Origin of the sequence: Mycobacterium sp. 1165178.9 (assembly GCF_001673555.1) — a bacterium.
In the GTDB taxonomy this organism is placed as follows: Bacteria; Actinomycetota; Actinomycetes; order Mycobacteriales; family Mycobacteriaceae; genus Mycobacterium.
Window position 1 is genome coordinate 1 of sequence record NZ_LZMB01000128.1, and the last position, 12231, is coordinate 12231.

At 69.0% G+C, this 12231-nt stretch carries 13 protein-coding genes and 1 pseudogene; 4 read left to right on the top strand and 10 right to left on the bottom strand.

The window, feature by feature from the left end; translation table 11 throughout:
* From A5652_RS06145 to A5652_RS06190, 10 genes and pseudogenes are all read right to left on the bottom strand, one after another.
* A pseudogene (locus tag A5652_RS06145) lies at positions 1-343 on the bottom strand (thiamine pyrophosphokinase); the annotation flags it as partial.
* Between the two features lie 113 nt (positions 344-456).
* The gene (gene recN, locus A5652_RS06150; RefSeq protein ID WP_067347813.1) at positions 457-2208 is read right to left on the bottom strand and encodes a DNA repair protein RecN; all 1752 of its coding nucleotides are present in this window, start codon (positions 2206-2208) and stop codon (positions 457-459) included.
* 25 nt (positions 2209-2233) lie between these two features.
* Positions 2234-3163 carry an NAD kinase gene (locus A5652_RS06155; protein WP_067347817.1) on the bottom strand — a complete coding sequence of 310 codons (930 nt, stop codon included), beginning with the start codon at positions 3161-3163 and terminating at the stop codon, positions 2234-2236.
* Positions 3160-3969: a TlyA family RNA methyltransferase gene (locus A5652_RS06160; protein ID WP_067347819.1), complete on the bottom strand. Its 810-nt coding sequence runs from the start codon at positions 3967-3969 to the stop codon at positions 3160-3162. The genes A5652_RS06155 and A5652_RS06160 overlap by 4 nt, the downstream gene beginning before the upstream one ends.
* Positions 3970-3977: 8 nt before the next feature.
* Complete coding sequence (locus A5652_RS06165; protein ID WP_064885493.1) at positions 3978-4163, bottom strand: hypothetical protein; 186 nt, start codon at positions 4161-4163, stop codon at positions 3978-3980.
* 23 nt (positions 4164-4186) lie between these two features.
* The gene (locus A5652_RS06170) at positions 4187-5212 is read right to left on the bottom strand and encodes an HAD hydrolase-like protein (protein WP_067347822.1); all 1026 of its coding nucleotides are present in this window, start codon (positions 5210-5212) and stop codon (positions 4187-4189) included.
* Positions 5212-6012: a tetratricopeptide repeat protein gene (locus A5652_RS06175; protein WP_232001106.1), complete on the bottom strand. Its 801-nt coding sequence runs from the start codon at positions 6010-6012 to the stop codon at positions 5212-5214. The genes A5652_RS06170 and A5652_RS06175 overlap by 1 nt, the downstream gene beginning before the upstream one ends.
* A 28-nt stretch (positions 6013-6040) precedes the next feature.
* Complete coding sequence (locus A5652_RS06180) at positions 6041-6397, bottom strand: DUF732 domain-containing protein (protein ID WP_067347824.1); 357 nt, start codon at positions 6395-6397, stop codon at positions 6041-6043.
* 117 nt (positions 6398-6514) lie between these two features.
* The gene (gene tyrS / locus A5652_RS06185; RefSeq protein ID WP_156745184.1) at positions 6515-7786 is read right to left on the bottom strand and encodes a tyrosine--tRNA ligase; all 1272 of its coding nucleotides are present in this window, start codon (positions 7784-7786) and stop codon (positions 6515-6517) included.
* Positions 7787-7819: 33 nt separating this feature from the next.
* Positions 7820-8464 (bottom strand): DNA-3-methyladenine glycosylase, encoded by a 645-nt coding sequence (locus A5652_RS06190; RefSeq protein WP_067347826.1) that lies wholly within the window; start codon positions 8462-8464, stop codon positions 7820-7822.
* A 110-nt stretch (positions 8465-8574) separates the two neighbouring features.
* On the opposite strand from A5652_RS06190, the gene A5652_RS06195 reads away from it, so the two are divergent.
* The 4 genes from A5652_RS06195 to A5652_RS06210 all read left to right on the top strand — a co-directional run.
* Positions 8575-9852, top strand: coding sequence for an ammonium transporter (locus A5652_RS06195; protein WP_067347828.1), 1278 nt, complete (start codon positions 8575-8577; stop codon positions 9850-9852).
* A gap of 161 nt (positions 9853-10013) precedes the next feature.
* Positions 10014-10778 carry an ABC transporter ATP-binding protein gene (locus tag A5652_RS06200; RefSeq protein ID WP_067347831.1) on the top strand — a complete coding sequence of 255 codons (765 nt, stop codon included), beginning with the start codon at positions 10014-10016 and terminating at the stop codon, positions 10776-10778.
* Positions 10712-11530, top strand: a complete 819-nt coding sequence (locus A5652_RS06205; RefSeq protein ID WP_197513794.1) for an ABC transporter permease — start codon at positions 10712-10714, stop codon at positions 11528-11530. Before A5652_RS06200 ends, A5652_RS06205 begins: the two co-directional genes overlap by 67 nt.
* A 103-nt stretch (positions 11531-11633) precedes the next feature.
* A partial coding sequence (locus A5652_RS06210; protein ID WP_067347840.1) for a TetR/AcrR family transcriptional regulator occupies positions 11634-12231 on the top strand: 598 nt, incomplete at its 3' end.

Below are 12231 nucleotides of genomic sequence, written 5' to 3' on the forward strand. Positions count from 1 at the left end.
CGTACACCCCGCCCTCGTGCAGGCGAATCTTGGAGCCGTCCTTGACCTTCCTGAAGATGTCGGGTCCGGCCTCGTCGATCAGCGTCACCCCGTTGTTGACCAGCACCTCGGGCCCCATGTTCGGGTAGCGGCCCGAGACCGAGGGAGACGCGTTGACGACCGCGGCGATATCGGCCTCCACCAGCGCGTCCGCCGTGATGCGGTCCAGATCCAGGACGTCGAGCACCACGATGTCGCCGGGGCAGACCCTACGCAGCAGTCGGTCGATGTTCCGGTCAACGCGGGCGGTGCCGACGAGGCCCGGCCGGGCGGGGTTACGGGAAAGCAGGCCTGACATCTTCATGGGGGCGATTCTGTCCGCGAAGCCCCGGCGAGGATGGGAGGCGCGCCGTAACATCAGCCCCAGAAGTTATCTAGAGTCCCATTAGTCACATCTGTATAAAGTGTTCCCGACGGTTAGATCTCATCCTTCTGTGCCGCATCGAGCAGTTCACGGGCGTGGGCGCGGCCACTGTCGGACTCGCCCAGCCCGGCCAGCATCCGCGCCAGCTCGGCCACCCGCTCGTCGTCGGCAACCCGCCGCACCACACTGGTCCCCTTGGGTCCGGCTCCATGCACCACCAGGTGCACATCGGCGTACGCCGCGACCTGCGGCAGATGCGTGACCACGATGACCTGATGGGTGCGCGCCAACCGCGCCAGCCGCCGCCCGATCTGCACCGCCGCCCGGCCGCCCACGCCGGCATCGACCTCGTCGAAGACCATCGTCGTGCCCGCCGCCGAGGCGGCCAGCACCACTTCCAGCGCCAGCATCACCCGGGAGAGCTCGCCCCCGGAGGCGCTCTTCGCCAACGGCAGCTGGTCCATCCCGCGGTGGGCCGCGAAGCCGAACTCCACCTGGTCGACGCCGTCGACGCCGGCGCGGGCCAGCTCGCCCGAGGGCAACATGAGCGTGGCGGCGTCCTCGGACGCCGACGCGACGTCCACGGTGACGTCGATGCTGAACTGGGCGTCGGCCATCGCCAGCCCGGACAGCTCGGTGGTGACCTCCTTGGCGAGCCGCTTGGCGGCCTTGCGCCGGATGTTGCTCAGATCGACGGCGGCCCGGGCCAATTCGTGCGCGAGTTCGTCGACCCGCTTGGCCAGCGCGGCCAGCCCTTCCTCGGAGACGTCGAGTTGAGCCAGTCGCTCCCTCGACTCACGGGCCCAGGCCAGCACGCCGTCGATGTCCGCGGCGTACTTGCGGGTCAGCGTGCGCAGTTCAGCCTGCCGGGCCAGTTTGGATTCCAGAGCGCTGGCATCGACCGGCAGCTCCTCGAGGAAGCCGCCCAGCTCACCGGCCGCGTCGACGACCACCGTCAGCACCTCACCGAGCTGGCCGGCCAACGCCAGCAGCTTCGCGTCGTCCGTCGATTCCAATGCGGCCCTTGCCTTTCCCAGGCTGTCGGTCGCGCTGAATCCGGATCCGTCCGCCTCATCGGAGGACAGGGCCGCGCGGGCCCCGGCAGCGGCCTCGCGCAGGGTGTCAAGTTCGGAGAGCCGCAGGATCTCCGCGACCAGGGCATCATCTTCGCCGGGTTGCGGGTCCACCGCATCGATCTCGTTGAGGGCGAAGCTCAGCCGGTCGGCCTCCAGCGCGAGCTCGCGCATCCGGTGGCGGCGGTCCAGCAGGTCGCGACGTGCCGACAGCCAGGCGTCGCGCAGTTTGCAGTAGCGCTCCAGCGCGGGGCCGGCCTTCGCGAACCGGTCCAGCGCGCCGCATTGTTCCTCGGGCCGCATGAGCCGCAGCTGGTCGTTCTGACCGTGCAGGGTCAGCAGCCCGGCGGTGAAGTCGCCCAGCGACTTGGCCGGCACGCTGCGGCCGCCGAGATACGCGCGCGACGGTCCGTCCCGGCTGACCGAGCGCAGCGCGATCACGCTGCCGTCCTCGTCGCGTTCTGCTCCCGAGGCGTCCAGCACGTCATCCAGCTTCACGATCGTCGCTTCGTCGAGATCCGTTGTGGTGAAACGGCCTTCGACGATCGCCCGATCGGCACCGGACCGCACCCGGGTCGCGTCCGCGCGGGCACCGCCGAGCAGGTGCAACCCGGTCACCACCATGGTCTTGCCGGTACCGGTCTCGCCGGTCAACACGGTCAGGCCGCGGTCGAACTCCCCGACCGCGGCGCTGATGGCACCGAGCGACTCGATGCGGATTTCGGTCAGCATTCAGTCAGCACCAGTGCTAAGGCCGTCAGTTCCCGCGCCACCCGGTCACCGGCAACCGGAATTTGCGCACCAGCCGGTCGGTGAACGGGGCGCTGTCCAGCCGGGCCCATTTCACCGGTGTGTCGCAACGTTTTACCTCCAGCCGGCTGCCCGCCGGGACCAACATTTCGCGGCGACCATCACAGAACACCAGGGCATCGTGGCCGTCGGCCTCGATCTCGATCGCGATGGTGGCGTCCGGGCTGGTCACCATGGGGCGACCGAACAGCGCGTGAGCGTTGTTGGGTACCACCAGGATTGCCTCGAGGTCCGGCCACAACACCGGCCCACCCGCGGAGAACGCGTAGGCGGTGGATCCGGTGGGCGTCGACACCAGCACCCCGTCACAGCCGAAAGCAGACACGGGACGCCCGTCGATTTCGAGGACCACCCCGAGCACGCCCAGCCGCGGACCCTTCTCGAGGCTGACCTCGTTCAGCGCCCAGCCGTGTACCGAGACGTCGCCGCCGTGCCGCACAAGCACGTCGAGCGTCAACCGGTTCTCCACCCGATAATCGCGTGCGACAACATGATCCAGCACCCGGTCGATCGCCTCGGCCTCGGCCTCGGCCATGAAGCCGATGCGGCCCAGGTTGATGCCGAGCACCGGGATGTTGGCGTTGCGGGCCAGTTCCGCGGCCCGCAGGAAGGTGCCGTCGCCGCCCAGCGCCAGCACCAGTTCGCAGCCCTCGGCCGCCCGCGGGTCGGCGTTGACCACCTCGATCTCGATACCCAGGGCGCGCATGTCATCGGGGGCCAGATGCATCGGCCCCTTGTCGACCGCCTCGGCGGACAGCACACGAAGCTCGATTCCTTTGTCGCTCAACACTTTCTGCACGCGCCGCGCGGTCTCGGTGGCCTCGTCTCGGCCAGTGTGGGCCACCATCAACACGGTGCGTGGCGCGCTTTCGTTCATTGTGGCCCGCTTTCCACGGCGCGTCGCACCGCCGTCACCAGTTCGTCGCCGGCCAGTGGGCTATCGGCCTGGGCGCGCAGCCGCAGGAAGTACTCGACGTTGCCCGACGGCCCCGGCAGCGGGCTGGCGGTGACGTCGACGGTGTGCCAGCCCAGCTCGCCGGCGCGACCGGAGACCGCCAGCACGGCGTCGGCGCGCAGGCCGGGGTCATGCACGACACCACCGGCGCCGACCAGTCCCCTGCCCACTTCAAACTGCGGCTTCACCATGGGAACGATATCCGCGTTCGGTGTGGCACATCCAGCCAGCGCCGGCAAAACCGTGGATAGCGAAATGAACGACAGGTCAGCCACCACGAGGTCGGCCCGTCCGCCGATCGCCTCCGGCGTGAGGTCGCGAACGTTCGTCCGTTCGACGACGACCACGCGAGCGTCGCTGCGCAGCGACCAGGCCAGCTGGCCGTATCCCACGTCGACGGCAACCACTTCGGTGGCCCCGCGGTCGAGCAGGACTTCGGTGAAGCCCCCCGTCGACGCGCCGGCATCCAGGCAGCGACGGCCCGCGACCGAGATCTCGAAGGCGTCCAGCGCCCCGATCAGCTTATGCGCTCCGCGCGACACCCAGCCGCGCTCGCCGTCTTCGGCGACGGTCAGGGCCGCGGTGACGGCGACCGCGGTGCCCGGCTTGCGCGCCGGCATCCCGTCGATGCAGACCTTCCCCGCACCGATCAACTCGGCGGCCTGCTGGCGGGACCGGGCCAGGCCGCGCCGGACCAGCTCGGCGTCAACGCGGGCGCGTCGAGACATCCGCGCACTCAGCCCTTCTCCGCCGACTCCAGCGCGGCCAGCAGCACGTCGTGCGCCTCGGACAGGCGGCGTGCTATTTCTTCGAGCTCGTCGAGCGAAGGCACCTTCTCCGGGTCTTCGCCGTCCCCGGGCTGGGGTAGCCGCGCGAGCAGGGCGTCGATTTCAGCGCGAATCTCATCGGGATCGATAGTCATCGCGTTCCTACGCTAGTCACCCGTCAGTCGGTGTGCACCAAAGACCAGCGTTGCAACCCAGCGCGCGCCCGGTCGTCGGCGGCCTCGATGCGCACCTCACCGGAGTCGGAGCGCGCGTAGACCGCGGCGGCGACCGCGCGCACGATCGACAGGTCATCCCTGTCGTCCGCCCCGTCGCCACCGACGGTGATCGCCGTGTCTGTGACGTCGACCCGCCAGCCCGGCTGCGGCCCGACGGCGAGCCGCCCCGCCTCAACGTGCAGCGAACGCAGGTCGTGGCCGATATAGGTGGGGCGCTGGGAGGGCTTGGCGTAGACCGCGTCCCGCGCGGAATTGACCCCGGTGAGCACCATGAGGCTGGGCAACTCGGCGGCGTTGGCGCCCTCGATGTCGGTGTCGAGCCGGTCCCCGACCACCAACGGGGCGCGAAAGTCACCGCGGGCCGCGGCATCCCGCAGCAGCCCGGGCGCCGGCTTGCCCGCGACCTGAGGTTCGCCGCCGGTGGCCGCCCGCAGCGCGGCCACGAGCGATCCGTTGCCGGGCAGCAGCCCGCGTTCGGTGGGCAACGTCAGGTCGACGTTGGACGCCACCCACAGCGCCCCGTCCCGGATGGCCAGCGCGGCCTCGGCCAGCTCCGGCCACCCGATGGTTTGCGACAGACCCTGCACGACCGCGGCCGGGCCGTCGTCGTAGCTGCGCACCGCCCGCAGTCCGACCGCCGTGATCTCGTCGGCCAGGGCCTCGGTGCCCACGATCAGCACCGGTGAGTCGGGCGGCAACTGGTCGGCCAGCAGCCGCGCCGCGCTTTGCGCACTGGTGGCGACGTCGTCGGCGACGGCGGTGAAGCCCAGGTCGGTCAGGTGTGCGGCGACCTCGTCGGCGCTGCGCGAGGCGTTGTTGGTCACGAAATACGCGCGGCTGCGCACCTCGGCCAGCGTCTGCACCGCGCCCTCGGTGGGCTGACGGCCGCGAAACATCGTGCCATCCAGATCGATCAGCAGGCAGTCATATTGCTGCGCAAGGGTTTTAGTGTGATCTTGCTCCGTCATCAGCCGAGTTCACTGACCCGGTCTTCGGCGTCGGTGACGCCGTCGACGTCCGCGGCCGCAGAATGCAGGAACCACTGCAATGCTTCATCGCCGCGACCGAGCGCCAGCAGAGTGTCCGCGTACGCGTAGAACAGCCGTGCGGCCGTCGTACCGGTGCGGGCCGGGTCCAGTTGCGGCGTGGACAAGATGGTGAGCGCCTGCTCGAGCTGGCCGAGATCCGCGCGCGCCCCGGCGGCGACGATGCGCAACTCGTCGGCGTCGTCACCGCTGAGCTCGGCGGCCTCCGGGCCGCGCGCGAGTTCGATCGCCCGCTCCGGACGGCCAAGTCCGCGTTCGCAATCGGCGATCAGCGCCAGCAGCGAGGACTTGCTGCCCATCCGGCGTGCCGCGCGTAATTCGGCGAGCGCTTGTGCCCAGTCACCGCAGTGATAGGCGGCGATGCCGACCGCTTCCCGAATGCTGGCGATCCGGCTGGATCGGGCGCGCGCCGCCCGGGCGTGACGCAAGGCGGCCTCCGGGTCTTCCTCGAGCAGCTCGCCCGCGGCCACGAGGTGGCGCGCGACGGCGTCGGCGGTGGCCCGGTCCAGCGTGCTGAGGTCGCGCCGGATCTCGGGCGCCAGCTGCTTGGCGTCCACGCCGGGCGGTATCGGCGGCCCGTCCTGCGGCGCGCGGTCGGCCTGGCCCTCCCCGCGCCCGGCGCTCTGCGGCTGGGCCGGGCGCGCACGCCCCGGACCCGACCAGCCGCCGGACGACGGCCGCCCCCGCCGCTCGCCGCGGTGTCCTTGCCTGTCGTCGACCACGCAGCCGAGAATACGGGGAGCCCGCCGCCTAGCTATGCGGCCGGTTACCCAGTAGCGGCGCGATCAGCGCCGGACAGTAGGTCGCGATCGCGACGATGGTGAACCGGCCCGCCATCTCGTAGGACATTCCGTTGCCCTCGGCCATCTTGGAGGTCACCTGGTCGAACGACCCGCCAGGCTCGAACAGCATCGGGCACACTGACTGTCCCATCGCCGTGGTGCCGGTCGGCTGGGTATAGGCGATCCCGGCATTCGTCAGTGCCGACAGGAACGCATTGCTCACCATGTCGGCCCGGATGGGCGCCGACAACGCCAGCGCCATCAGGCCGATGCTCACCCCCAGGACCGGCAGGACGGTCAACCGCAGACGCGTCGCGAAAAGCACCGTGACAACAGTGGTCCCCGAGGGTCACGTGAACGACACGGTGAGGTAAAGATTTGTGCACGTGCGCGTTTTGCGCACGTGGTTGCGGCCCCGAAAGGGCTAGTCGGGATAACGCGGCTAGAGCTTTTCGACCCCGGCGACCGTGCGCTTGCCGCGGCGCAGCACCAGCCATTTGCCGTGCAGGAAGTCCGACGGTTGCGGCGCCCATTCCTCGCTGTCGATGCGGACGTTGTTGACCGAGACGCCGCCCTCGCCGAGCGTGCGTCGCGCGGCCTTGCGGCTCTCGGACAGGCCGCTGGCGACCAGCAGGTCGACGATCCCGTCCGGGCCGCCGGGTTTGAGTTCGGCGACCGAGGTCTCGCGCAGCGCGGCGGCCAGCGTGGCCTCGTCCAGCCGGTCCAGTTCGCCCTGCCCGAACAGCGCCCGGCTGGCGTGCTCGACGGCCTCTGTGGCCGCCTCGCCGTGGACCAGCACGGTCAGTTCGCGCGCCAGCCGCCGCTGGGCGGCGCGCTGCTGCGGACGCTCGGCGGTCGCCTGTTCCAGCTCGCCGAGCTCGTCAGCCGTCAAGAAGGTGAACCAGCGCAGGTACCGGATCACGTCGGCGTCAGCGGTGTTGAAGAAGTACTGGTACCAGGCGTAGGGCGTGGTCAGCGCCGGGTCCAGCCACAGGCTGCCGCCCCCGGTGGACTTGCCGAACTTGGTGCCGTCGGCGCCGGTCACCAGCGGCACCGTCAGCGCGTGGACCGAGGCACCCAGCTGCTGGCGCACCAACCGGACGCCGGCGATGATGTTGCCCCACTGATCGGAGCCGCCGATCTGCAGGGTGCACCCGTAGCGCCGGTGCAACTCGACATAGTCGTTGGCCTGCAACAGCATGTAGCTGAACTCGGTGTAGGAGATGCCGTCGCCCTCGAGACGCCGACGGACGGTGTCGCGGTCCAGCATCACGTTGACCGAGAAGTGCTTGCCGATGTCGCGCAGAAACTCGATCGCCGACAGCGGGCGGGTCCAGTCCAGGTTGTTGACGACGACCGCGCCCGTGGGTGACTCGTCGAAGTCGACGAAGCGTTGCAGCTGCCCGCCGATGCGCTCGGTCCATTCGGCGACGGTGTCCGCCTCGTTGAGGGTGCGCTCCCCGATGTCGCGCGGGTCACCGATCATGCCGGTGGCCCCTCCGGCGAGCACGATCGGACGATGGCCGGCGCGCTGGAACCGGCGCAACGCCAGCAAGGGCACCAGGTGTCCGGCGTGCAGGCTCGGCGCGGTGGGGTCGAAGCCGGCGTATACCGTCATCGGCCCGCCCCGGGCTTCGGCGGTCAGCGCATCGAGGTCGGTGGACTGCGCGATCAGGCCGCGCCAGCCCAACTCGTCGATGATCATGTCGCCCATGATCCAAGATCCTTCCACCCCGGAACCGTTCGGCTAGTCGCTGCGGCCCGGGGCCGGCGCGCGAGGGCTGCGGCGATACGCCGAAACCTCCGGGCGGCCGGGCAGCCACAGCCGCCATGGCCGATCGGCGGCCTGGCTGACGCCGACGCGCGGCCCGGCCATCGCGGTCAGCGGTTCGTGCAGTTCGAGGGTTACCGGGCTGTTGCGCGTGAATAGGTCAATGCCGTTGTCGTCCATGGTGATTCCCATGGCAGAGCATAGGTTGCCCGGACCGCGCGCGAGGGCGGCGGTGTGCACCAACTCGCCGCGGCGGGCCCGCGCGACGTCGGTGCCGTCCTCGATGGCGGCCGCGCGCAGCAAGACCGCGGCTGCGGTGCCGTCGGGTCCGCACGAGACGTTGGCGCAGACGTGGATGCCGTGGCTGCGGTAGGTGTACAGCCGCCCGGGGGGTCCGAACATCACGAAGTTGCGGGCGCGTAAGCCCTTGTAGGAGTGCGCGGCGGCGTCTGGCCAGGGACCGTCGGGGACTCCCCCATAGGCCTCGACCTCGACGACGATCCCGCTCACACCCCGCGCGGTGAGGGTGGCGCCCAATAACCGGCGCGCGGCCTCGACCGGGTCGACCAACAGTTGCGCCGCAGCCGTGCCTTCGCGAAAGCGTCCTCGAGCCTCGACCACATCAGATCCTGAATCCTCTTTTCTTCAACCCAACGAACCTACCGGCAGACCAGACGTGGCAGTATCCCGGTGTCCCGTGACCCCAGGGGCCGCGAGAAGGAGCCCACCTCATGCATGCGATCGATCCCGCCGCCACGGCGTGGCTGCTGGCCAGCACCGCACTGGTATTGCTGATGACCCCCGGCCTGGCGATCTTCTACGGCGGCATGGTCCGCACCACCGGTGTGCTCAACATGATGATGATGAGCTTCATCTCCATACCGCTGGTGACGGTGGCGTGGCTGCTGGTCGGCTACACCATCGCGTTCTCCGAGGACGGAGTCAGCGGACTCGTCGGCAACCTCAGGCATTTCGGGATGCTCGGCATCACCCCCGACACCACCCACGGCACGGTTCCCGAACTGCTGTATGCCACCTTCCAATTGACGTTCGCGATCATCACGGCCGCCCTGGTAAGCGGCGCGATCGCCGACCGCGCCAAGTTCGCCGCCTGGATGGTTTTCGTCCCGGTGTGGGCGATCGCGGTGTATTCGATTGTCGCGCATTGGGTCTGGGGACCCGGCGGCTGGCTGGCCAAGCTGGGCGTCCTTGACTACGCGGGCGGGCTCGTCGTCGAGATCGTCTCCGGGTCTTCCGCACTGGCGCTGGCGCTGGTGCTCGGGCCGCGTATCGGGTTCAAAAAGGACGCGATGCGGCCGCACAACCTGCCTTTGCTGTTCGTCGGCGTCGGGCTGCTGTGGTTCGGCTGGTTCGGCTTCAACGCCGGTTCGGCCTTGGCCGCCAACGGAACTGCCGCGGCCATCTTCCTCAACACGCTGGTCGCCGGGTGCCTGGGCATGCTCGGCTGGCTCTCGGTCGAACAGATCCGCGACGGCCGCCCCACCACTTTCGGTGCGGCATCGGGTGTGGTCGCCGGCCTGGTCGCCATCACCCCGTCCTGTGGAACGGTCAACACGCTGGGCGCGACGGTCGTCGGGTTGGCGGCGGGCATCGTGTGCGCGTTCGCGGTGGGCGCGAAACTGCGCTTCAACTATGACGATTCACTCGACGTTGTCGGCGTGCACTTCGTCGGCGGCGTGGTCGGGGTGTCGTTGATCGGTCTGTTCGCGACGGCGGTCATGACGGCGGGAGCGCAGGGCCTGTTCTACGGGGGCGGATTCGGCCAGTTGGGCAAGCAGGCGCTGGCAATCGGCGTCGTTGCGCTCTATGCGTTCGCCATGACGTTCGTGTTGGCGAAGGTCATCGACCGGCTGATGGGTTTCCGGGTCAGCGCCGAGGACGAGACCACCGGTGTCGACCTCACTCAGCACGCCGAAACGGCCTACGCCGAGGGCGTGCACGGCCATCTGCCGCAACGGCGCCCGGCCACCGGCGAACGCTTCAACTAGGGCGCCGCCGGCGCCTTCTCCTGGCGATTCCGCAGTGCGCTAGCGCCGGCGCTAGCGGTTTCACACGTCACTTCATGGGTGACCCGCGCTCCCGCCCAGTGACCGCCTCTCTTTCAACGTCGGCCTTGACAACTCAACGCGACCGGACGATTATTCATCGCATGATGAGTTCATCGCATGATGAATTAATTGCCGAGCCGGCCGCGCCGGCGGTCCGCATCGAGCATCTGCGCGTTGTCCGCGGCAAACGCCCAGCTCTGCACGACTTCTCCGTCCAGATCGCCCGCGGCAGCATCACCGGCCTGCTCGGCCCGTCCGGCTGCGGCAAGACCACGCTGATCCGCTGCATCGTCGGCACCCAGATCATTTCTCACGGCACCGTCACGGTGCTCGGTGAAGAGGCCGGCAGCGCCGGACTGCGCCACCGCATCGGTTACCTGCCACAGGACCCCACCATCTACCACGACCTGCGGATCGTGGACAACGTTCGCTATTTCGCGGCGCTCTACGGGTTCGACGGCCAGGCCGCCGATGCCGCCATCGACCGCGTCGGATTGACCGATCACCGGACCGCGTTGTGCGGCAACCTCTCCGGCGGTCAGCGCACCAGGGTTTCGCTAGCGTGCGCACTGGTCTGTCAGCCCGACCTGCTGGTGCTCGACGAGCCGACCGTGGGCCTGGATCCCGTGCTGCGCGCGGACCTCTGGGAGCAGTTCACCGAGCTGGCCCGCACCGGGACCACGCTGCTGGTCTCCAGCCATGTGATGGACGAAGCCGATCACTGCGGCGACCTGCTGCTGATGCGCGACGGCCGGTTGGTCGCCCACACCACCCCGACCCAACTGCGAGAGGACACCGGATGCACGTCACTGGAGGACGCGTTTCTGTCCATCATCAAGCGCAGCACCATGCGCGAAGCGGGCTGAGCCTGCGCGGCTACACCGCGACCACCGCGCGAATCCTGCGCCAACTGGTCGCCGACCATCGCAGCGTCGCGATGATCCTGTTCGTACCGGTCCTGGTGATCAGTCTGATGTACTTCATGTTCCAGAACGCCCCGCACCGCCCCGGCGGGCCGACGCCGTTCAACAACGCCTGCCTGATTCTGCTGGGCCTGTTCCCCCTGTTCGTGATGTTCATCATCACGGCGATCACCATGCAGCGGGAACGGGCCTCGGGGACGCTGGAGCGCATTCTGACCACACCGCTGCGCCGCCTGGATTTGCTGATCGCCTATGGCACCGCCTTCTCCATCGCCGCTGCGGCGCAAGCGATTCTGGCGTGCATCGTGTCCTTCTGGTTGCTGGATTTCGACACCGCCGGCAGCCCGGCGTGGGTGTTCCTCATCGCGATCGTCAACGCCGTGCTGGGCGTCGGCCTGGGCCTGCTGTGTAGTGCGTTCGCCCGCACCGAGTTTCAGGCCGTGCAGTTCATCCCGTTGGTGATGGTGCCGCAGCTGCTGCTGGCCGGCATCATCGTGCCGCGTGCGCTGATGCCACACTGGCTGCAATGGATCAGCAACGTGCTGCCGGCCAGCTATGCGCTGGAGGCCTTGCAGCAGGTGGGTGCGCACCCGGAACTGACGTTCATCGCGGTGCGGGACATCGCCGTGGTGCTGGGCTTCGCCCTGGCGGCGCTGTGCCTGGCCGCGGCGACGCTGCGCCGGCGGACGCCCTAGTGGCGATCGCAAGGCGCGCGCTGGGGGTACGCCCCCACAAGTGGGAGGTACCCCCACCCGCTTGCGGGGGACCGGGCGCTGCGGGTCGGCACGGAGGGTCCTAGTGACAACCACCAGTGCCGGGCGCCGTCGGCGGGGTCGGCCGGCCGGGAACTCCGACACCCGCGACCGCATCCTTGAGGGCGCACGGGAGCTGTTCGCGCGCAATGGAATTCGTAACACCTCGATCCGCGCGGTGGCCGCCGCGGCCGGGGTGGATTCGGCGTTGGTGCATCACTACTTCGGCACCAAGGAGAAGCTGTTCGCCGCTGCCGTACACATCCCGATCGACCCGATGACCATCATCGGCCCGTTGCGCGAGGTACCCGTCGACGAGCTCGGCTACCGGCTCCCGTCGACGTTGTTGCAACTGTGGGATTCCGAGATCGGCGCGGCGTTCATCGCCACGCTGCGATCGATTTTGGCCGGTTCGGAATCCAACTTGTTCCGGACCTTCATCGAGGACGTCATCGCCGTCGAAGTCGGCTCCCGCGTGGACAATCCGCCCGGAAGCGGAGCCATCCGCATCCAGTTCGTCGCGTCACAGCTGATAGGCGTGGTGATGGCGCGCTACATCCTGCAACTGGAGCCGTTCAAGTCGCTACCGCCCGAGCAGATTGCGCAAACCATCGCGCCGAACCTGCAGCGCTACCTTACCGGCG